This window comes from Micromonospora sp. SL1-18 (genome assembly GCF_047921505.1).
In the GTDB taxonomy this organism is placed as follows: Bacteria; Actinomycetota; Actinomycetes; order Mycobacteriales; family Micromonosporaceae; genus Micromonospora.
Genome location: NZ_JBLROA010000025.1, coordinates 12,813 through 34,924, shown reverse-complemented (window position 1 = coordinate 34,924; position 22,112 = coordinate 12,813). Strand labels below are relative to the sequence as shown.

Sequence of the window (22,112 nt, the reverse complement as noted above, 5' to 3'; positions counted from 1 at the left end):
GGCGTCAGCCTCCCGGTCGGATCCGCCGGGGCCGGCCGTTGATCACGCAGGCCACGGCGGTCGTGTGCTGAGTGAGCAGGGTGTGGTGCGTGCCGGGCACGGTGACGCAGGCCACGGCGCCGGTGGAGAGCGAGGCCCAACCCCAGTCGGGCGATGAGGCGAACGGGTGGCCGGCGAACTCGCTCACGGTGCCGAGGCCGGCCCGCACGACGGTGACGGCGGAGGCGATCTCGGGCGCCCGGTAGCTGTTGCATGCCCGGACCACGCCGCGGAAGACGGCGAACGCGTCGCTCAGGCCCGCCGGATCCGGCTGCGCCTCGGTCAGGCCCAACTCGCCGGCCAGCGCCAGCGCGGCGGCGGGGTCGTCCGCGTCCAGCGCGGCGGCGATCCGGCGGAGCTCGTTCTCGCCGACGCGGCCGGGCGTGAAGCCGATGTCGAGGTCCTCCAGGAACCACCGGAGCGACTGGACGTCGTCGACCGCGCGGGTGGAGACCGGCGCGGGCGCGTCGATCACCACGACGTGTTCCACGGTCTCGCCGTCGCTTTCCAGTTGGTGCGCCATCTCCCAGGCCAGGATCGCGCCGGAGGACCACCCGCCGAGCAGGTACGGGCCGTGTGGCTGGACCTCGCGCAGCGCGCGGAGGTAGTGGGCGGCGAAGTCCTCGACCTTGTCCAGCGGCTCGCCACCGGTCGCCGGTCCGGCCGCCTGGAACGCGTACACGGGTTGGTCGAGCTGCGCGGCGAGCCCTTGGTAGCACAGCACGTTGCCACCGGCCGGATGGACCAGGAACCACGGTGAGTCGTCGCCGGAGTCGCGGAGCCGGACCAGCGGCGACCACGACCGCTCGGCGCGGTCGAGCCAGTCGGCCAGCCGGGCGACCGTACGCAGTTCCAGCAGCTCGCCCAGGGACGCGTGGCGACCGAGCCGCCGCGAGATCTGCCCGGTCATCCGGAGCGCGGCGAAGGACTGCCCACCCAGGTCGAAGAAGTCGTCGTGTACGCCGATCGGCCGGGCGTCCAGGATGGACTCCCAGATCTCGACCAGCGCCGTCTCGGTGGGCGTCCGGGGGGCGACGTACCCGTGCCCGCGTTCGCGGTCGGTCCCGCCGAGCGCCTCCAGCGCCGGCCGGTCGAGCTTGCCGTTGTCGGTCAGGGGCAGCCGGTCCAGGACGGTCACCTGGCTGGGCACCAGGTAGCTCGGCAGCCGCCCGGCCAGGAACTCCCGCAGCGCGGTGCCGTCCGGTCGGGCGTCGCCGGCCGGGTCGCCCACCACGAACGCGGCCAGCTGCTTGCCGGAGCCTGACGAGCGCGCCACCACCGCTGCCTGTCGGATTCCCGGATGCTCCAGCAGGACCTGCTCGACCTCGCCCGGCTCGACCCGGAATCCCTGGATCTTGACCTGGAAGTCCGCGCGGCCGAGGAACTCGATGTCCCCGCTGGGCAGGTAGCGCCCGAGGTCGCCGGTGCGGTAGAGGCGCTCGCCGGTGCGGGGGTGGCGGACGAACGCGGCCTCCGTCTTCTCCGGGTCGCCGAGGTAGCCCAGCGCCACGCCGACGCCGCCGATGTGGAGCTGGCCGGGCACCCAGGTGGGTGCGTCCCGGCCCAGCTCGTCGAGCACGTGCCAGGTCTGGTTGGCCAGCGGTCGGCCGTACGGGATGCTCGTCCATGCCGGATCAACCCGGTCGATCGGGAAGGAGATCGACCAGATCGACGCCTCGGTGGCGCCGCCGAGGCTGATCACCCGCGCGTTCGGCGCGATCCGCCGGATCCGGTCCGGCAGCGTGACCGGGATCCAGTCGCCGCTGAGCAGCACGATCCGCAGCGCCGGGAACCGGGCGCCGGCCGCGGCCGCGGCTTCCACGAAGAGCTGCATGATCGCCGGTACGGAGTTCCACACCGTGACCCCGTGCGCGCCGACCAGGTCCAGCCACGATGCCGGGTCGCTCTGCCCCGGGTCCGGCAGGACGAGCTTCGCCCCGGCCGCGAGCGTGCCGAAGAGGTCGTAGACGGACAGGTCGAAGCAGAGTGAGGAGACACCGAAGACGACGTCATCCGGGCCGATCCCGTGCCGCCCGTTGATGTCGGTGATGGTGTTGAGCGGGCCGCGGTGGTCGAGCATCGCACCCTTCGGGCGGCCGGTGGACCCCGAGGTGTAGATGACGTACGCCAGGTCGTCGGGGCGCCGGTGCGCGGTGGGCGCCGATTCGGGCGACCCGTCGTCCTCGACGCGGTCCACGGCCAGCACCGGAATGTCGGCCAGGTCGGCGAGGTGGCCGGTCAGCTCACGGGTCGTGAGGATGGCGGCGGCGCCGGTGTCGGCGATCAGGAAGCGGATGCGCTCCGGCGGCCACCCCGGGTCGACCGGCACGTAGGCGCAGCCCGCGACGAGCGTTCCGAGTACCGCCGCGATCTGCTCCCAGCCCTTGGGGAGCACGATCGCGACCAGGCTGCCCGACGGTGTGGCCCGCTCGCGCAGCAGCGCTGCCAGCCGGGTGGCGTGCCGGTTCAACGCCGCGTAGGTCAGCGTGCCGTTGGCCGCGACGACGGCCGGCTGGTCCGGGCGCGCGGAGGCCCACCGCGTGAGCGGGTCGTGCAGGAGGCCGCCCGGCACGGGCGTGTCGGCGCGGTTGAGCAGCGCGCGCTGGGTGCGCTGGCCGGTGGGCAGCAGGTCCAGCGCGGTGGCCGCCCATGCTGCCTCTCCCGAGGCGAGCTCGGTGAGCGCCGCCCGGTAGCCCTCCTCCATCGCGTCGATCAGGCCGTCGGGGAACATGCTCTCGATGACGTCCCAGACCACCCACAGGTCGCCGTCGGGCAGCTCCCAGAACTCGCAGTCGAAGATCACCTGAGGGGTTTCCAGCACGCTGTACACGGGCCGTTCGAACTGTCCGACGAAGAGCGCGCTGCCGACCGCGAACGGGCAGACGGCGCGACCGGGGGTGCGCCGTACCTGGTTCAAGGCCTGGAGCACCTTGACGCCGCTCCAGTACCCGTGCTCGATATCGGACACGACCTGGGCCTGCAGCCGGTGGACCCGGTCGGTGAACGTCTCGTCGTGCCGCCAGTCGACTTCCAGCGGGTACAGCGAGGCGAAGTTGCCCATCACCTCGCCGATCTGCGGATGGAGCGGCATCCGGTGGGTGATCATGTTGTTGAGCAGGAAGTGACGCGAACCGCTCCATTGCGCCAGCAGCTCCGCGTGGGCGCCGAGCAGGGCGTTCGTCAGGGTGATGCCCCGGGCGCCGGCCGCCGCCTTGATGGCCGCCCACTGCGTCGCCGGGAAGAGCATCTCCCGCCGGTGCAGCAGCGAGCGCTGCCGCGGGTTGGCGTCGGCGGCCAGCGGTACGGCGGGCGGGTCGGGCCAGCCGGCCATCCGGTCGGTCCAGTACTTCTTCGAGGCCTGGCCCAGGGGGCCCTCCTCCAGGGCGGCCAGGGCCAGCACGCAGTCCCGGTAGCTGATCTCCAGCTCCGGCAGCGGTGCGTCCGGGTCGCGGTACGCCTGCAGTGCCGCCCGGAGGAACCCGACCAGCGCCGGGGCGTCGTTGAAGAGGTTGTTGTTGTTGTAGTGCAGCCGGGCACGTCCGGCGCCGTACAGGCAGACATGGATGTCGAGCCACGGCCAGCGGTCGATCGGTGGCTCCCGGCGCTCCATGGTGGCCCGGACCCGCTCGATGCCCCGCTGCGCCTCCTCGTCGGAGAGGTGGCGCAGGTCGGTGACCGGCACGTCGACCGGCGCGGGGTCGCGGACGGCCTGCAGGAGCAGATCCGGACGCGCCACCATCAGGTTGTGCCGCTGGCGCCGCAGGACCCAGTTGACCGCCTCGTTGAACCGCACCGGATCGAGTTCGTCGAGGTCCAGCTCCATGTACTGGTGCGGCCGGACGTGGTGCTCGAACCCCTCCCGGCTGCCGATCAGGAAGGACGTCTGCAGGTCGGACGGTGGGAACGGCTCGAACAGGCCGTCGGGGTCCGGGACGACCGTCGGCAGCGCGTCGTCGGCCGGCCGTTCGTCCCGCGTACGGACCAGCCACGACAGCAGCTCCGGCTTGTGCCGGGCGATCCGCTCGCGCAGGTCGGCGGAGAGCCGCCCCTTCGGCGCGGCCACCTCGATCCGGTCGTCGCCGACCAGTCGCAGCTTGATGCCGGTGCGGGCGAGTTCGGCCAGCAGCGTGGGTACTGTGGTCACAGCGTCAACACCTCGGTCTCTCCTGCGTTCCAGGCGTCGTCGTCGGTCGCCACGACCGCACCGATGGCCAGTTGCTGGCAGATCAGCTCGACCACCTCTTCCGCCGTGCCGCGGAACAGCTGGTCCGGCGGTACGTCCGCGGCGAGGTCGATGAGCAGCCGGTGCCGTAGCTGCACCGTGGTCAGCGAGTCGAGGCCGAGCTCGTTGAGGCGCATGTGCCGGAATGTCGGGCGCAGCTCGTCGCGATCGGCCGGGGCGATGCGCAGCAGCCGCGCGGTCCGGTCGAGCAGCTCGGCCAGGACGGCCTCGCGGGCGGCTTCGGGGTCCGCGAGCAGGAGACGCGCAAGTTCACCCGTACGCCCGGGATCGGCCGGTGGAGCCGTGGCGTCGGCCGCGGCCAGGTCGGTGAGCAGCGTGTACGGCTGCCGCCGCGCCCCGGTGGAGAGGTAGCGAGTCCAGTCCACCACGGCCAGACCGGCGTGTGGGGGCGCGTCGGCACCGGTTAGCCCGGCGAGCGCCGCCAGTGCCGGACCCGCCTCCAGGCCGGCCATCCCCATCGCGGCGAACCGGGGGAGCAGGTCCCGCCGGGCGGCCATGCCCGTGCCGGCCCACGGCCCCCAGCCCACGCTGACGGCTGGCTGTCCGCCTTGCCGGCGGTACGCCGCCAGCGTGTCCAGGAAGCTGTTGGCGGCGACGTAGCTGGCCTGGCCGGCGAGGCCGACCAGCGCGGAGATCGACGAGAACAGCACGAAGAAGTCGAGCTCCAGGGCGTTGGCCTGCTGGTGCAGGTACCAGGCTCCCCGTACCTTGGGGTCCAGCACCCGGCTGAACCGGGGCCAGTCCAGCTCGGTCAGTTCGGCGTCGTCCACCACCCCAGCCGCGTGCACGATGCCCCGCAGCGGCGGCAGCTCGCGCCGGGCGTACTCGAACAGTTCGGTGACCGACGTGGGGTCGGCGACGTCCACCCGGCGCAGCTCGATCCGGATCCCGCGCGCCCGTAGGCGGTCGAGCACCGTCGCCGCTTCGGGGGGCGCCTCCCCGCCGGTCGGGACGCTCCGTGCGGCCAGCAGGAGGGCACGCGCGCCGCGCTCTGCCAGCGAGGACGCGACCGCCAGGCCGAGCCCGCCCAGCCCGCCGGTGATCAGGTACGCGCCGTCCGCGCGGACCGGCGGGTCGCCGGCGTACCCGGTCAGGTCGCTCTCCCGGATCCGGGCCTCGTACCAGTGTTCGCCGCGCACGGCGAGGTGGCCGGCGCCGGGGTGGCCGGCGACCCGGTCGAGCACGGCGGGCAGGGCCGGCGCCGCCGCCGCGGGGTCGAGATCGACCTGCACGCACCTGACGTCCGGATAGTCGGCGATGACGGCCTTGGCGAGGCCGGTGAGCACCGACTGGGCGGGATCAGGTGCCGGCCCGTCCCCCACGGGGGCGGCGCCGGTCGAACAGATGACGATCTCCGGCTGGTCGGCCAGGTGCGCGCGGAGGAAGTGCTTGAGGATCAGGAACGCGTGCCGCGACAGCCGGTAGGCGCGGTCAGGGGTATCGCCGAGGTCGCCGGGCGCGGCCGGATCGCCGGTCAGGGCGGGTCCGCCGTGCAGGACGAGCCCGCCCACTCGGCCGGTGGCCGACCGGGCCAGGTCGAGCGCGCGTTGGATGTCTGACTCGGAGTCGGCGTCCACGGTGAGCACGTCGGGGTCCCTGGTGCGGAGGGCGTCGCCCGTGGACTCACCGGCCGGGGCGGCGGCGAGGGCGACCGCGGGTGTGCCGAGCGCCGCGAGCTGTGCCCGCCATTCCCCCGCGACGACCTCGTCCGCGCTGAAGACCAGCCAGGTGCCGGCCGGTCGGGCCACGTGCCGCTCCGGGGCGTCGGGCACCGGCCGCCACTCGATCTCCTGTCGTCGTAGCCGCGGGCCGGCCAACTCGGCGAGCAGGGCACGCGGTACGGCGCGGAACCGCAGGCCCTCGACCGTGGCCAGTACCTGCCCCGAGTCGGCGAGCAGCAGCAGGTCCACCACCGCGTCGCCGGAGTCCTGCACGCCGCGCCACCGGGCCTCGCACCACACCCGGCGGGGCAGCGGAGCGAACGTGGTGCACCGGTCGAGCGCGGCCGGCAGCCAGACGGCGTCCGCTTCGTCGCCGACGAACGCGAAGGTGAGTTGGAAGCAGGCGTCCAGCACCATGGGGTCCAGGTGGTAGGCGCCCTCGTCGCCGGCCTCCACCAGCGCGACCGCACGGTCGGGGCCGTGCCAGAGCCGGGTGACCCCCCGGAACGCAGCGCCGTACTCCACGCCGGTGCGCCAGAGCCGCTCGTAGAACGCGCCGGTGGGCTGTTCGGTCAGGCCGGCCCGCAGGCCGTCCGGCGGCACCGGTCCGGGGGGCGTGGCGGTGGCCGGTGCGGCCGTCGCCCGGACGTGCTCGACCCAGCCGTCGGCCGTCGGGCGATAGCCGCGGGCGAAGCACCGTACGCCGTACCCGTCCGGCTCCGCCTCCACGGCTGCCTGGGCGGTGATCGTCCGCCCGGCGGGGAATGGGAGGAACTCGCTGAACGTGACCGAGCGCAGGGCCCAGGCGGAGTCCGGTGCCGCCTGCGCGCCGCCGTCCGCGTGGGATCGTGCGCCCTGCAGCGCCCACTCGACCATCGCGGCCGCCGGCAGCACCGGCATGCCGCGCAGCCGGTGGTCGCCGATGAAGCCGGGCGTGTCGGCGGAGAGCGTCTGGGTGAACCGCTGACCGGACGTACCCGCGACGTCGAGGCGGCTGCCGAGCAGCGGGTGACCGGCGGAGGGCGCCGGGGCGCCCGTCGCGGCGTCGCCCCGCTCCGGTGGGTCGAGCCAGTACCGCCGCCGCTGGAAGGCGTACGTGGGCAGGTCGGCGCGGGCCGCGCCGGGACCGAACGGGAACGCGCCCCAGTCGACCGTGACGCCGTGGGTGTGCGCTTCGGCGAGCGCGCCGAGGAGAGTCTCGACCTCGGATCGCCCGCGGCGGAGCAGGGACGTCAGGACCACGGACGGGTCGGGCTCGCCGAGGCAGCCGTGGACGAGTCCGGTGAGCGCGGCGTCGGGCCCCAGTTCGAGGTAGGCGGTGACGCCGGCGCGGCGCAGCTGCTGGACGTCGTCCATGAAGCGCACGGTCTGGCGGATGTGGCTCACCCAGTAGTCGGCCGAGGCGAGCTGATCCGCCGTGGCCGGCGTGCCGGTCACGTTGGACATGATGGGGATGCTCGGCGCGTCGAACGTCAGTCCCTTCGCGACGCTGCGGAACTCGTCCAGGATTCCGTCCATGTGCGGCGAGTGGAAGGCGTGGCGCACCCGCAGGTAGGTGGTTCGGCGACCCATCCGCTTCCACTGCCCGGCGATGTCGTGGACGGCGTCGCGGTCGCCGGAGATGACGGTCGAGGTGGGGGAGTTGACCGCCGCGATGGCCACGTGGTCCTCGTGGCCGGCGAGGGAGGCGCGCAGCTCGTCCTCGGTGGCCTCGACGGAGACCATCGCGCCGGTCGGCGGTGCCTCCTCCATGGCCCGGCCGCGGGCGGCGACCAGCGCGCAGGCGTCGGCCAGCGACAGCACGCCTGCCGCGTGGGCCGCGGCCAGCTCGCCCACGGAGTGGCCGACGAGCAGGTCGGCCGTCAGGCCGAAGGACTGGACGAGCCGGTAGAGGGCCGTCTCCAGCGCGAACAGGGCCGGCTGGGTGTACGCCGTGTGGTGCAGCAGAGCGGCCTCCGGCGGCCCCGCCGGGGAGAGGACGATGTCCCGCAGCGAGCGGCCCAGGTGGGTGTCGAAGTGCGCGCAGACCTCGTCGAGGGCCTCGGCGAAGACCGGGAAGTGCTGGTAGAGCTCAAGACCGGCCGCGGGCCGCTGGCTGCCCTGGCCGGAGAAGAGGAACGCGGTGCGGCCGGGCGCGCCGTACGTGCCCCGCGCCACGTGTCCGGCCGGCGTTCCGTGCTCGATCGCCTGTACGCCGTCCAGGAACTCGTCCTCGGTCCGGGCGACGACGACGGCGCGGTGCTCGAACGAGGACCGGGTCGTGGCCAGGGACCGGCCCACCGCCGCCGGGGTCAGCTCCGGGTGGTGTGGCAGGTGTGCCCGCAGGGCGGCGGCCTGTGCACGCAGCGCCGCCGCGCTCCGGGCGGACAGCGCCCACGGCAGCGCGGGCGGGTGCGGCGCAGCCACGGGGGCGGGGGGCGCCTCCGATGCGGCCTCGGGCGCGGGGGCGGTCTCCGGTGCGGCCTCCTCCAGGATCAGGTGCGCGTTGGTGCCGCTGATGCCGAACGCGGAGACGCCCGCCCGCCGGGGCCGGTCGCCGGCCGGCCACTCCACCGGCTCGGTGAGCAGCGCCACGGCACCGGAAGACCACTCGACGTGGTGGGACGGCGCGTCGACGTGCAGCGTCCTGGGCAGTACGCCGTAGCGCATGGCCATGACCATCTTGATGATCCCGGCCACCCCGGCGGCGGCCTGGGTGTGGCCGATGTTCGACTTGATCGAGCCGAGCCGTAGCGGACGGTCGCCGGCCCGGTCCCGCCCGTACGTCGCCAGCAGCGCGTGCGCCTCGATGGGATCGCCGAGAGTGGTGCCAGTGCCGTGCGCCTCGACCGCGTCGACGTCGGCGGGGGTGAGGCGGGCGTTGGCGAGGGCCTGCCGGATGACCCGCTCCTGGGCTGGGCCGCTGGGCGCGGTGAGGCCGTTGCTGGCACCGTCGGAGTTGACCGCGCTGCCGCGGATGACCGCGAGGACCGGGTGCCCGTTACGGCGCGCGTCGGACTCCCGCTCGAGCAGCAGCACGCCTACGCCCTCCGCCCAGGCGGTGCCGTCGGCCGCGTCGGCGAACGCCTTGCACCGGCCGTCCGGGGCCAGCCCGCGCTGTGCGCTGAACTCCACGAACATGCCCGGGGTGGCCATCACGGTCGCGCCGCCGGCCAGCGCCAGCGTGCACTCGCCGCGCCGGATCGCCGCGCAGGCCAGGTGGATGGCGACCAGCGACGAGGAGCAGGCTGTGTCGATGGTTATCGCGGGCCCGGCGAGGCCGAGGGTGTACGCGATCCGGCCCGAGGCGACGCTGACGACCTTGCCGGTGAGCAGGTGGCCCTCGAAGCCGGCCGACGCCTCGTGCAGCGCGGGGCCGTAGTCGCTGTAGTCCACCCCGGTGAATACGCCCGTCGCGGTGTCCCGGAGGGCGCCGGGCACGATGCCGGCCCTCTCGATGGCCTCCCAGGCGGTCTCCATCAGCAGGCGCTGTTGGGGGTCGGCCGCCAGGGCTTCCCGCGGGGACATGTTGAAGAACGCGGGGTCGAAGTCTCCGGCACCGGTGAGGAAGCCGCCTTCCCGGACGTAGGTGGTGCCCGGCCGGTCGGGGTGGTGGAGCCCCTCGAGATCCCAGCCACGGTCGGCGGGAAACGCCGAGATCGCGTCCACGTCGTCGGCGGCCAGCCGCCACAGCGCCTCCGGTGAGTGCGCGTCGCCGGGATAGCGGCACGCCATCCCGACGATCGCGATCGGTTCGGCCGCCCTGGCCTCGACGGCGCGCAGCCGTTCGTGCGCCTCGTAGAGGTCGGTGGTCGCCCGCTTGAGGTAACCGCGGAGTTTCTCTTCAGCGTCCATGGCCCACCCAGCGAGTCGAAGGTGCGTGGTCGAGCGCGGCGAAAAGCTGTTCGTCCGTTGCCGTCGCGAAGTCGTCGGCCTGGGTACCGCCGGAGCGGCCAGCCAACCGCCACGCGAGGTCCCGCAGCCGGGCCGCGACGTTCGCGCGCCGGCCGGCGTCCTCGATGGCCAGGAGTTCCGCCTCCATCCGGTCGAGGTCGGCCGCTGGCGGGCCGCCGCTCGACGCGGTGTCGTCCCGGATCCGGTCGTGCAGGTACCCCGCGACCGCGGCCGGGGTCGGATGGTCGAACAGGAGCGTGTCGGGCAGTTCCACCCCGGTGGCCGCGCCGATGCGGTTGCCCAGTTCGAGGGCGCCCATCGAGTCGAGGCCGGCGGCCTGGAACGGGCGGTCGGCGGGGACGTCGTCCGGGCTGCCGTAGCCGAGCACGGCGGCGGCGTGCCGGCGCACGAGATCGAGCAGCGCCCGGGGCCGTGCCGCCGAGGGCAGGTCGGCCAGCCCGCCCGCCGGCGGCGTGCCGACCGTGCCGGCATCCGGCGCGACGGCGGGCGAGGCGTCCTGCTCCAGCCAGTACCGTTGGCGTTCGAACGGGTACGTCGGCAGGTGCACCCGCTGCGGCTGGCAGCCGGCGAACGCGTGCTCCCACCGCACCGGCGCGCCGGATACGTAGGCCTCGGCGAGAGCGGCCGGAAGCCGGCGTGGATCCATCTCGATCACTCGGCGGCATCCCCGGCTCAACAGGGCGGCCGTACTGGCCCCAGTGCCGACCGGCTGGTGCGGGCCGCGGTGCCAGTAGCCGGCGTCCAGTCTGTCGGCGTCGACCTGGGCGCCGGTGACGGCGGAGCGGAAGGCGATCGCGGACGAGCGCGGGGTGATGCGGGCGAGCGTGGCCAGCAGCTGCTCCGGGCGGCCGTCGGTGCCGTGCTGGCCGGCCAGCGCGGTGATGACACGGGCGGCGTCCTGAAGGGACAGAATGCCCGCCACGCACGCCGCCGCCACCTCGCCGTGGCCGTGGCCGGCGACGGCGTCCGGTTCGACGCCGTACGCGCGCCAGTGCTCGGCAAGGGCGACCAGGACGGCGAACCGGACCGGCGGCAGCACGTCGGGGCGGTCCAGCGGTGGGGCGTCCGGCGCAGCACGGAGCACGTCCAGGACGGACCAACCGGTCAGCGGGAGCAGTGCGCGGTCGCACTCGTCCAGCCGCCGGGCTATGACGTCGCTGGATTCGAGCAGGTGGAGGGTCGCCTCCGGGGCGGGCGGGGCGTGCCCCGGAAAGACGAACACCGTGCCAGCCGGCTCGCTGGCCGTACCCCGTACGACGTGCTCCGCGGGTTCGTCGCCGGCGATCCGGTCCAGGCCGGCCAGCAGCTCGAGTCTGGTCCGGGCCAGCACCACGGCCCGGTGCGCGAAGGCGGACCGACCGACGGCGAGCGTGTGCCCGACGTCCACCGGGCTCAGCTCGGGGCGGTCGGCCAGGTGGGCGTGCAACCGCGCGGCCTGCGCACGTAGGGCGGACACCGTCGTCGCCGACACCACCCATGGCACCGGTTCGCGGTCGCGCTCGGGGATGCGGGTGGCGGCGGTGACGGCGCCGCGCGGCGGCTGCGGCGCGTCGGCCAGGACGACGTGGCAGTTTGTGCCACCCATGCCGAATGAGCTCACGCCGCCCAGGAGCGCCCCGTCGGGGCGCGGCCACGATCCGAGGGTGGTCTGGACCCGCAGGTTCAGCACGTCCAGGGGGATGCGCGGGTGTGGCGCGGCGAAGTTGAGGCTAGGTGGGATCTGCCGGTGCCTGATGCTCAGCGCCATCTTGAGCAGGCCGGTGATGCCCGCCGCGGCCTCCAGGTGGCCGACGTTGGTCTTGGCGGAGCCCACCCGGAGGGGCGATCCGTCGCGCCTGGCGATCCCGTACGTCGCGCCCAGGGCGGCGGCCTCGATCGGGTCTCCGACCTTCGTACCGCTGCCGTGCACTTCGACGTGCTGCACGTCCGCCGGGTCCACCCCGGCCCGCGCGCAGGCCAGCCGGATGACCTCCTGCTGCGCGTCGGCGCTCGGCACGGTCAGGCTTTCGGTGCGGCCGTCGTTGTTCACGGCGCTGCCGCGGATCACGCAGTACACCGGGTCGCCGTCGGCGATGGCCTGCCGCAGCGGCTTGAGCACCACCAGCCCGCCGCCCTCGCCCCGGACGTAGCCGTTGGCGCGGGCGTCGAACGTGAAGCACCGGTGGTCGGGGGAGAGCGCGCCGAAGCGCTCCGCCTGGAGGGTGCTCTCCGCTGCCAGGGCCAGGTTGACCCCACCGGCGATGGCGAGCGTGGCGTCCCCGGTACGCAGGCTCTCGCATGCCAGGTGCACTGCCACGAGCGACGAGGACTGTCCGGTGTCCACGGTCAGGCTGGGACCGCGCAGGCCCAGCGCGTACGACGTGCGGTTGGCGATGAGGCTGCGATGCAGCCCGGCCAGGGTGTGGGTGTCAACCGTGGCGCCCGGCCGCAGCGTCAAGGTGGCGTAGTCGTCCCAGATCGCGCCCATCACCACGGCGGTGCGGCTGCCCCTGAGCCGTCCGGGGTCGATCCCGGCGTCCTCGAGCGCCTCCCAGCTCAGTTCGAGCATCAGCCGCTGCTGCGGATCCATCGCCGCCGCCGCACGCGGTGAAACGGCGAAGAATCCGGCGTCGAAAAGGTCCACACGCTCCAGAAACCCGCCCGGCCGGGTGCCCGCCGAACGGCGGCCGGCGGGTGGTTCGGTGATGGCGTTGCCGCCGGAGCGCAGCAATTGCCAGAAAGCGTCGGGGTGGGGCGACTGGGGCAGTCGGCAGGCCATCCCGATGACGGCGATCCCATAAGGCTGCACTTCACACCTCGCTTTCCCGAATAGCGGGCTCTGGTGGTTCGCGCTGTGCCCGGGCGTCTGATGCCCGATTGAGAGCGGCATCACAACAGACTCGAACCGAGTCTGGGGGAGTAGTTCGGCGGTGTCTTCGCTTAGATTGCTGCTTCGTCCTTTGTCGGTCGGCAGATTTCGGATCAATGGCCAGCTAATCGGCCAGCGCCGATGCGTGGAGCCGGCGGCGGACGCCGGGTAGCGGCCGGCTGATTCGCACGTTAAGGACGAATCGCGAGACCTCGTGTCACGGACCGGACGACGGCGGGCCTCAGGATGAGCAACCTGGGAGAAGACAACTCATCCGTGCTCGCGGTTCATTATGTGACGCCAGGATGTGTCGATCACGGGGCACCGTCGACCCACTCAACGGCGCGTTCGCGCTGCCGGTTTCTTCCGATCCGACGGACCACGCGAGAGAGAGTAGGCATGAGGTCACTCAAGGTTGTGGTCGTTGGAGGAGGAATTGGCGGACTGGCGTTGGCTGTCGCCCTGCGCCGTCGCGGCATCGGCGTGGAAGTCTTCGAGCGTGCTCGGAGCTTCGGCAACACCGGGTCGGGTGTGGAGCTGACTCCCAACGGGGTCAAGGCTCTCGACCACATCGATCCCGAGCTCGGCGCCGCCGTGCGCCGTACCGGCTGGTCGAGCGACCTGCACCGGGCCCCGATGCCGATCATGTCGGCGGACGGGAAGGTGCTCAAGCACAGGGAACTGCAGGGCTTCGCCGCCAAGTGGGGGGCGCCAGCGGTCGGGATCCTCCGCGCGGAGCTGCACCGGCTGCTGGCCGAGGCGGTCAACCGGCCCGGGCTCGCCCCGGTCACGGTGCATCACAGCCTCGCGGTCGTCGGCGTGGAGACCACACCGGACTCGGCTACGGCGCGACTGGCCGACGGGCGGACGGTGGCCGCGGACGTGCTGGTCGGCGCGGACGGCGTACGCTCCACCCTCCGGGCGACCGTCGCCAGCGACGCCCAGCCGCGCTTCCTGTTCGCCTCGGTGCGCGGGATCGCGAAGCGGCCGACCGAGTTCAGCGACGGATTCGTCGTGGTGGGCCCGGGCGGGCACTTCTTCGCCGAGGCCGTCGACGGCGAGCGTCTCTTCTGGACCGCCACGACCAAGGCGCCGGAGGGGCACTGGCCGGCCAAGCCCATCGCCACCACGAAGGCCGACCTGCTGGACCTGCTCGGCGGGTGGACCCACCTGGTGCCGGACACGATCGCCTCCTCCGACCTCGGCGACATGATCGCGACCGACGTACACGACTGCCCGCCGATGGAGCGCTACCACTCCGGCCGCGTGGTGCTGCTCGGTGACGCCGCGCATCCGATCGGCCCGATGCTGGGGCAGGGGGCCAACATGGCGCTCGAGGACGTCGCCCGCCTCGCCGACCTGCTTGCCTCCGGTAAGGACGTGCCGGCGGCGCTGCGCGCGTACGAGCTGGCCCGGACCAGCCGTGCCAACAAGATTCTCCAGCACTCGCGGGTGGTCGCGAAGGTCGGCCACACCACCAACCCGGTGGTGAACCGGCTGCGCGATTTGATGATCAAGACAGTGAATCGCGACGAGACCTACCGGGACAAGGAACTGTTCAGCTACCGACCCTGAGGAGCCCGATGACCAACCTGGCGGACTACGTATTCACCAACATGCCCGCCCACCTGACGCCGCTGGAAGCCTTTCTCGATCCGGTTACGCAGGACGAACTGGACGAGATCTCCGTCGGCGCGGGCTGGCGTTGCCTGGATCTCGCCGCCGGTGGCGGCTCGGTCACCGCGATGCTCTCCCAGCGGGTGGGCCCCGCCGGCCGGGTGTTCGCGATCGACCAGGACGTGCACATGCTCACCCCGGGGCCGAACGTGGAGATCCACACCCAGGATCTGGGTACGGACGAGCCGCTCCCGGTCGACGGATCGGTCGACCTCATCCACGCCCGTCTGCTGACCCACCACCTGCCGAACCGGCGGGAGGTCGTGCACCGGCTCGCCGGCACCCTCAAGCCGGGCGGCTGGCTGCTGCTCGGCGAGTTCGTCCGTACGCCGCCACGGGTCCTGGCCGCGGCGACCGAGGCGGACGCCGACCTGTACCGCAAGGTGATGGACACGCTCTTCAACGTCCTGGCCGCCAAGGTCGACATCGAGTGGGGCCACCAGGTCCACATGGAGATGGTCGCGGCGGGACTGACCTCGGTGCGTACGCGTTGGCACAGCGAGACCTTCACCGGCGGCACGCACGGCTGCCGCCTGGTGGCGAACAACGTCAGCCAGAAGCGTGCCGAACTCGTCGCCGCCGGCCTGGCCCCGGAGGAGGTCGACACCTTCACCGAGAAGCTCATGTACAACCCCGCCCTGGTCGTGCGCAGCTACGAATTCTGTTCCATCCGCGGGCAGCGCCCGGAGTAGGCCGCAGGACCGTCGAGCGAAGGATGCCAGACATGGCCAGAGCAGTGATTTTCCGTGAGCTCGGAGGACCTGAGGTGCTCCAGCTCGAAGATGTGGAGATCGCCGAACCCGGCGAGGGTGAGGTACAGGTACGCTTCGACGCCATCGGCCTCAACCGGGCCGAGGCCTTTTTCCGGATGGGCCGGTACTACTACCCTCCGACGCTGCCGTCCCGAATCGGCTGCGAGGGCTCCGGTGTCGTGGAGGCGGTCGGCCCGGGCGTCTCCGGCCTGGCGCCCGGCGACCTGGTGGGCACTTTCCCGGGGCCCTTCTCGATGTCCACCAACGGCGTCTACGGCGACCGCGGCATCTTGCCGGCCAAGGGGCTGCTGCGGCGCCCCGAGGGCCTTGACGTGGTAACCGGGGCCGCGGTGTGGGCCGCGTACATGACCGCCTACGGTGCCCTGGCCGAGGTTGGCAAGGTCGCCCCCGGCGACCGCGTGCTGATCACCGCCGCGTCCAGCAGCGTCGGCCTCGCCGCCATCCAGATCGTCAACCGGCTCGGCGGCATACCCATCGCCACCACCCGCACCCGCGAGAAGGTGGACCAACTGCTCAAGGCCGGTGCCGCGCACGTCATCGCCCGGAGCGACGGCGACCTGGTCGAGCAGGTACACGCGGTCACCGACGGCCGTGGTGCCCGGCTCGTGTTCGATCCGATCGCCGGGCCCGGCCTGGCGGAGGTCGCCCGGACGGTGGCGCCCGGCGGCCTGCTGATCGTGTACAGCTGGGTCGACCCGCGTCCGGCGCCGCTGCCGCTGACCTGGCCGCTGAACATCCACTGCTACGCGCACAGCGCGGTGACCGGCGACGAGGACGCCCTGCGTCGCGCCGAGACGTTCATCAACGAAGGGCTGGTCAGCGGCGCCCTCGCGCCGGTGGTGGACCGCACCTTCGACCTGACCGAGATCGTCGAGGCGCACCGCTACCTGGAGTCGAACGTGCAGTTTGGCAAGATCGTGGTCACCGTTCAGCACTGATCAGGGTCAACGGTCGGGCCCGGGTGCGCCAGCGCCCGGGCCAATGCCGCATGGTCGGCGGCGAGCAGTGACAACACGGTCGTGGTCACGATGTCGCCGGCCCGCTTGTATGGGAGCAGGCCCGCGCTGAGCTGCTCGGCCGCGAGGTGCATGAGGCTGTAGATCGCGCCGACCAGCCACTCCAGGGGTAGGTCGGCGCGGATGTCGCCGTCGGCCTGGCCGCGGACGACGAGCTTTTCCAGCCGGCCCAGGACTGGCTCGTGGTATGCCCGCAGCACCGCCGGCGGCAGGGCGGTCGAGGCGAGCGTGAAAATGTTGCGCTGCCGGTGGAGGATCTGCCAGGAACAGCGAACCAGGAGGGCGAGCGCCTGCGACGCCGGAACCTCGTCGAGGGGGAGCGACTTCAGGAGCTCAGCGGCCCGAGCCACGCCGCGGTCCAGCGTGGCCTCGACCAACTCCTCGCGAGTGGGGAAGTGCGAGTAGAGCGTTACCCGGCTGACCCCGGCCGCGCGGGCGATGGCGGTCATGTTGAACGTGCCGTCGGCCGTGACGCTTTCCAGCGTGGCGTCGAGGATCGCTTCGATGTTGCGTTCGGCGTCGGCGCGACGCGACCTGTTGGCCGCGCCGCGCCCGATGCCCTGGCGGTCGGTCTTCCCGCCCGTTGGCCAACTCAATGGATGAACACCGGCCCGTCGCTCGGGGCGAGGCGTCCCTTCGGCAGGAGCACCACGGCCGCGAGAGCGAGCACGGCCGCGCCGATGGCCGCGGCGAGGAAGGCGTGCTCGAAGCTGGTCAGCGCCGCGCTGCTGGCCGCGGCCTTGCCCGCCGGCCCCTCGAAGCCCGCCGCCGCGATGGTGGAGATGACCGCGATGCCGAGCGAGGCGCCGAGCTCGTGGCCGGTGTTGAGGATGCCGGAGGCCACGCCGGCGTGCTGTGCCGGCACCGACGACAGGCCGCTGGTGATGGCGGTGACGAACGCCGCACCGAGGCCGATGCCGGCCAGCACGAAGCCGGGCAGCAGGGCGGTCAGCGTGTTGCCGCCGACACCGATCCAGGCCATGAGGGCCAGACCCACCGCGGACAGCGCCATCGCGGCGGCACCGATCGGGCGCGGCCCGACCATGCCCAGATGGCCGGCGGCAAGGTGCGCGCCCACGGCCGTGGCGACGGCGACCGGGAGGAAGACCAGGCCCGTGCGGAGCGCGCTGTATCCCTCCGCGTGCTGTAGGTAGACGGAGGCGGCGAAGTACATGCCGAGCAGAACGCCGGTGGCGACCACCATCATCGCGACCGCGCCGGGCAGTGGCGGCCGGCGGACCAGCCCCAGCGGCATCAGCGGGTTGCTGGTGCGCCGCTCGACGAGGACGAAGCCGATCCCGAGCAGCACCGCCAGGCCGACCGGCAGCAGCGCGGTCGCCGAGGTCCAGCCGGTGTCTCCGGCCCGGATCAGGCCGTAGATCAGCGAGGCGGTCGCCGCGGTGCCGATCAGCCCACCGAGGATGTCGGTACGGGCGCCGGCTTCGCGAGGCTGGGCGGGCACGAGCGCGGGCACCAGCGCGAAGATCAGCACCCCGACCGGGATGTTGATGTAGAACACCCATTCCCAGCCGGGACCGGAGGTCAGTGCCCCGCCGATCACGAAGCCGACGGCGGCGCCGGCCGCGCTGATGGCCCCCCAGATGCCGAGCGCCCGGTTGCGCTCCTTGCCGGTGAAGATGGTGGTGAGGATCGACAGCGCCGATGGTGACAGCACCGCCGCGCCGATGCCCTGCGCGACGCGGCTGGTCAGCAGCATCGGGCCGCCCGTGGCCAGGCCGGCGGTCAGCGACGCGATCGTGAAGACCGCCAGCCCGGTCAGGAACGTCGTGCGTCGTCCGACCGCGTCGGCGAGTCGACCGCCGAGGATGAGCAGCCCGCCGAACGTCACGGTGTAAGACGTGATGACCCAGGTCAGCGCCGCCCGGTCCATGTTGAGCGACTGGCCGATCTCGGGCAACGCCACCTGCATCACCATGATGTCGAGGATCACCATGAACTGGGCCAGGCAGAGCAGGATCAGGATGAGCCACGGATGCGACGGCGCGCGGGAATCGGCGACGTTGGGATCCTGGCCGGCGGTGACCTCACTACTCATGGCTGCCCTCTCAGAAGCTATACATCGGTGTAAAGGTATTCCGAGCCTATGTGGAATGTGGCTTCCACGCAACCGTGGTCAATGTGTCTGTAGTGCGCTGTCGCTCGCCCGTGCCAGAGCGTAACCCCGAACCCTCAGCAAACGCGAGGAAAGTTCAGCAACCTCGGAGAAGACAAGGTCATCCAGCGGCGGGTAGACATTTCCTGGGCGGTTTCCAGCGAAGCGAGTGACAGCTGACGCTCCCTCGTCAACCGCCGCCAGACCGAATCCACAATTGCGCGAGCGGGGCTGATTTCGTGTCCGTACCGGCATTGCGAGAGAATGTGGACGCGCGTTGAGCAGCGGTGCGACGGGTCGCCGCTGGACGGTGCACACCGCGGTGGCGACGCTGGCCATGGCCGCGTCGATGTGGTCGCCCTACGCGGTCAGCACCCTGGCCCCGTTCCTGGTCGGCGACCTCGCTCTGTCCCGGGCCGCCGTGGGCGGCCTGGTGACCGCCACCTTCGCCGTGGCGGCGGCCGGGTCGCTGGTCGCCGGCCCGGTCGTCGACGCGGTGGGCGCAAACCGCGGACTGCTGTTCCTGGCCGCCGCGGTCACGCTCGCCCTGCTGGCCTCCGCCGCCACCAGCTCCTACGGCTGGCTCGTCGCGGCCATCGCCGTGGCGGGCATCGGGCAGGCGCTGGCCAACCCGGCGACCAACGTGCTGCTCGCGGGCGGCGTACCCCCGGCCCGGCGCGCGGTGGCGATCGGCGTCAAACAGTCCGGCGTACAGGTGGCCAGCTTCCTCGCCGGGCTCGCGCTCCCCGTGCTGGCCGCGACCCTCGGTTGGCGCCCGGCGCTGCGGTGGTCGGCGCTCCTCCCGCTCGCCCTGCTCGTCGCGGTGTGGTGGCTGGTGCCGCGTGATGGCCCGCTCCCGACGGCCGCTGGGCCGTGGTGGCGGTGGACCCGGCCCTCCCCGTGGCTGGCCCGGCTGATGGCCTATTCGCTGTTGCTGGGGACCGCGCTCTCCGCGACCAGCACCTACCTTCCGCTCTACGCCGTGCAGGGGTTGGGGATGGCAGCGTGGCTGGCAGGCGTGGTGCTGGCGGCGCTCGGCGTCTCCGGCCTCGTGGCGCGGGTGTTCTGGGCGCGGCTGGCCGACCGGCTCTCCGACGTGACGCTGGCGCTGTCGTGGCTGTCGGCCGCAGCGGTCGGCTGCGTGGCGCTGGTGTGGCTGGCCGGGCCGGTCTGGTCGGGGCTGGTCTGGATCGGTGCGATCGGCGTGGGCGCATCCGCGGGCGCCGCGAACGCGGTGTCGATGCTCGCCGTGGTACGCCGCGGCGGTGCCACCGGGCGCATGTCCGGGCTGGTGTCACTGGGCTTCTTCAGCGGCTTCGTGATCGGCCCGACCACGTTCGGGGTCGCCGCGGACCACCTCGGCTACGGCGTCGCGTGGGTGGCGGCCGGCGTCGTGTTCGCCGCCTCGGGAGTCCTGGCGGCCGGGTCGCGGACCGCCTCGGCGCAGCCGGTGGAGGCGCGATGAGCGAGCGTCAGCGAGCGAATCATCGGTGCAGCGCCGTGGTGCCTCATGGCGGCGCCGAGCGAAGCGAGGTGACGGCATGAGCGGCCAGGGCGGCATCGCGGCCGATGTGCGGTTCGCCGCGGCAACGTGCCAGTACGGCCGCCGCACCGCGGTGGCCGCGGTCGACCTCCACGTGGCGGCCGGCGAACACGTCGCGCTCACCGGCGCCAACGGGTCGGGCAAGACCACGCTGCTCCGGGCCGCGCTCGGGCTGCACCCGCTGGCCAGCGGGACGGTCTCGGTAGGCGGGCTCGTCCCCCGCGCAGCCGCTGACTGGGCGGCCCGCCGCCGGCAGGTCGCCTGGGTACCGCAGCGCCTCGCGCCGGGGCGTTTTCCACTCCTCGTCGACGAGCTGCTGGAAAGCGGCGGGCATTGGGACGCCGCCCAGGACGCCGCGGCCCGGCTCGGTGTCGCCGGGCTCGGCCCGCGCCCCCTGCAGACGCTCTCCGGCGGGCAGCTCCAGCGCGTGTTCCTGGCGCGGGCCCTGGGCGCGGTGGCCGCGGGCGCGCAGGCGCTCTTCGCCGACGAGCCGACCGCTGCGCTGGACTTCGACGGGCAGGATCAGGTCGCCACGATCCTCGCCCGGCTCCCGGTCACGGTGATCGTGGTATCGCACGACCGCGCCATGTCGCACGCCTGTGACCGAGTCGCTGAGATGGCCGCCGGCCGGTTGCGGGTGATCTGACATGGCACACCTCATGGACCTCCTCGCCCTTCCGGCGTTGCAGCGCTCGGCGTTCGGTCTCCTGATCGCCGCGATCGGGCTGCCCGTCGTCGGGGTCTTCATCATCGGCCTGGACATCATCGCGGTGCGCTTCGCGGTCATGCACGTCGCGCTGCTGGGCATCGCGATCGGGCTGCTGATCGGCGTGGACCCGCTGCTGTCCGCGCTCGTCGCGTGCGCCCTGGCCGGGGCCGGGGTGACGCCGTTGGCGCGCCGCCCCACCGGCCTGCCGGGCGCGATGGGCCTGCTGATGACGTTCGCGATCGCCGGTGCCCTTCTGGTGCTGTCACTGTCCGGCGTCAACGCCAGCGGTGCGTTCGAGCTGCTGTGGGGTTCGATCCTGGCCACCCGCGAGATCGACCTGGTTGTGCTCGGCGTCGTCGCCGCCGCCGTACACGTGCTGTTCTGGCGATACCGCCGGCAGCTCGCGCTGCTGCTGTTCGACCGCGAGCTCGCCATGTGCTCGGGCGTACCGGCCGGACCACTGATGCTCGCGCTGCTGGTGGTCATCGCCGTCGCGATCGGCGCGTCCATCCGCCTCACCGGGGCGCTCCTGGTCGACGCGCTGACCATCCTCCCGGCCATCGGTGCGCTCAACCTGGCCCGATCGCTGCGGTCGATGGCGATCTGGGCGGTGGTCCTCGGCGTGGTCGGCAACATGACCGGCCTCGCCGTCGCGCTTCTCCTCGACCAGCCGCCGGGTCCCGTCCTGGTGCTCACCGGTGGCCTGCTCACGCTGATCACGTATCTGATCCCCGAAGGAGCCCTCGATGCGATTGTCCCGGCCCGCCGCGCTGCTCGCCGCGTTGGCGGCGGCAGCCCTGCTCCTGTCAACGACCGCATGTGGCAGCACTGACGACCGGAAGCCGGCTGGCCGGTCGGGGAGCGACGCGCCGGTCGTCGTCGCCTCGACCACCTGGGTCGGCGCGCTGGCCAAGGCCGCCGGAGCCACCGACGTCAAACTGGTCGCGCCGGCCAACATCCAACATCCGCCGGACTACGACCCCAAGCCGAGCGACCTGGCGGCCGTCGCCAGCGCCGACTACGTGCTGTACACGCCGTTCGACGGCTTCGCCGCACGGCTCAAGGAGGCCGTGGCCTCGGGTGCCAAGCTCGTCATGGTCGAGCCGGAGAACACCCCCGCGAAGATCACGTCGGAGGTGACCCGGCTCGGGCAGCTGTTCGGCACGGGGGCGGCCGCGGCCCGCTGGCTCGACACCTTCAACGCCGAGTACGCCTCGCTGTCCGGCAAGCTCAAGAACACCTCACTGAACACGACCGCCGTGGCACAGGTGTTCGTCGCCTACTGGGCCGACTTCGCCGGCATACCGGTCGCCGGCACGTACGGGCCGGAGCCGGTGACGCCGAGCCAACTCGCCGACCTGTCCGGCAAGAAGCCGAAGATCCAGCTGGCCAACGGCCACCTGCCCGGACTCAACCCGCAGATCGCCGGCGCCGTCAGGGTCGACATCATCAACTATCCCGGCGAGGACCTCGACCTGCTGAGCGTCTTCCGCACCAATGCCGATCACCTCGGTGCCGCCATCACGGGGGCCGCCGGCTGACCGGAGCCGGAGGTCGGGCCGGGGTGCGGCCGGCCCGTCTCCCCACAGCGGAGGG

Annotated in this window: 12 protein-coding genes; 7 read left to right on the top strand and 5 right to left on the bottom strand. The window is 72.7% G+C overall.

Translation table 11 applies throughout. The features are described 5' to 3' along the window. Positions 1–4: 4 nt before the first annotated feature. The 3 genes from ACNAW0_RS14520 to ACNAW0_RS14510 are packed head-to-tail and all read right to left on the bottom strand — an operon-like array spanning position 5 to position 12,625. The gene (locus ACNAW0_RS14520; RefSeq protein ID WP_416288366.1) at positions 5–4,183 is read right to left on the bottom strand and encodes an amino acid adenylation domain-containing protein; all 4,179 of its coding nucleotides are present in this window, start codon (positions 4,181–4,183) and stop codon (positions 5–7) included. Beyond that, the gene (locus ACNAW0_RS14515) at positions 4,180–9,777 is read right to left on the bottom strand and encodes an SDR family NAD(P)-dependent oxidoreductase (protein ID WP_416288365.1); all 5,598 of its coding nucleotides are present in this window, start codon (positions 9,775–9,777) and stop codon (positions 4,180–4,182) included. The genes ACNAW0_RS14520 and ACNAW0_RS14515 overlap by 4 nt, the downstream gene beginning before the upstream one ends. Beyond that, positions 9,767–12,625, bottom strand: coding sequence for a type I polyketide synthase (locus ACNAW0_RS14510; RefSeq protein WP_416288364.1), 2,859 nt, complete (start codon positions 12,623–12,625; stop codon positions 9,767–9,769). Before ACNAW0_RS14510 ends, ACNAW0_RS14515 begins: the two co-directional genes overlap by 11 nt. A 459-nt stretch (positions 12,626–13,084) precedes the next feature. Here ACNAW0_RS14510 and ACNAW0_RS14505 point away from each other — a divergent pair, with 459 nt between their 5' ends. The 3 genes from ACNAW0_RS14505 to ACNAW0_RS14495 are packed head-to-tail and all read left to right on the top strand — an operon-like array spanning position 13,085 to position 16,073. Continuing rightward, positions 13,085–14,260, top strand: coding sequence for an FAD-dependent oxidoreductase (locus ACNAW0_RS14505; RefSeq protein ID WP_416288363.1), 1,176 nt, complete (start codon positions 13,085–13,087; stop codon positions 14,258–14,260). Between the two features lie 8 nt (positions 14,261–14,268). Next, on the top strand, positions 14,269–15,054 hold the full coding sequence (locus ACNAW0_RS14500; protein WP_416288362.1) for a class I SAM-dependent methyltransferase: 786 nt from the start codon (positions 14,269–14,271) through the stop codon (positions 15,052–15,054). 32 nt (positions 15,055–15,086) lie between these two features. Then, positions 15,087–16,073, top strand: a complete 987-nt coding sequence (locus ACNAW0_RS14495) for a zinc-dependent alcohol dehydrogenase family protein (protein WP_416288361.1) — start codon at positions 15,087–15,089, stop codon at positions 16,071–16,073. Here the strand turns inward: ACNAW0_RS14495 and ACNAW0_RS14490 are convergent. Beyond that, on the bottom strand, positions 16,064–16,747 hold the full coding sequence (locus ACNAW0_RS14490; protein ID WP_416288360.1) for a TetR/AcrR family transcriptional regulator: 684 nt from the start codon (positions 16,745–16,747) through the stop codon (positions 16,064–16,066). The genes ACNAW0_RS14495 and ACNAW0_RS14490 overlap by 10 nt on opposite strands. Further along, positions 16,744–18,207: an MFS transporter gene (locus ACNAW0_RS14485; protein WP_416288359.1), complete on the bottom strand. Its 1,464-nt coding sequence runs from the start codon at positions 18,205–18,207 to the stop codon at positions 16,744–16,746. Before ACNAW0_RS14485 ends, ACNAW0_RS14490 begins: the two co-directional genes overlap by 4 nt. A gap of 334 nt (positions 18,208–18,541) precedes the next feature. On the opposite strand from ACNAW0_RS14485, the gene ACNAW0_RS14480 reads away from it, so the two are divergent. From ACNAW0_RS14480 to ACNAW0_RS14465, 4 genes are all read left to right on the top strand, one after another. Continuing rightward, positions 18,542–19,729 carry an MFS transporter gene (locus ACNAW0_RS14480; protein WP_416288358.1) on the top strand — a complete coding sequence of 396 codons (1,188 nt, stop codon included), beginning with the start codon at positions 18,542–18,544 and terminating at the stop codon, positions 19,727–19,729. Positions 19,730–19,805: 76 nt separating this feature from the next. Then, a complete protein-coding gene (locus ACNAW0_RS14475; RefSeq protein ID WP_416288357.1) occupies positions 19,806–20,453 on the top strand; it encodes a metal ABC transporter ATP-binding protein in 648 nt (215 codons plus the stop codon). 1 nt (position 20,454) lies between these two features. Beyond that, a complete protein-coding gene (locus ACNAW0_RS14470) occupies positions 20,455–21,348 on the top strand; it encodes a metal ABC transporter permease (RefSeq protein WP_416288356.1) in 894 nt (297 codons plus the stop codon). After that, positions 21,263–22,057 carry an ABC transporter substrate-binding protein gene (locus ACNAW0_RS14465; protein ID WP_416288355.1) on the top strand — a complete coding sequence of 265 codons (795 nt, stop codon included), beginning with the start codon at positions 21,263–21,265 and terminating at the stop codon, positions 22,055–22,057. The genes ACNAW0_RS14470 and ACNAW0_RS14465 overlap by 86 nt, the downstream gene beginning before the upstream one ends. Positions 22,058–22,112: the final 55 nt, after the last annotated feature.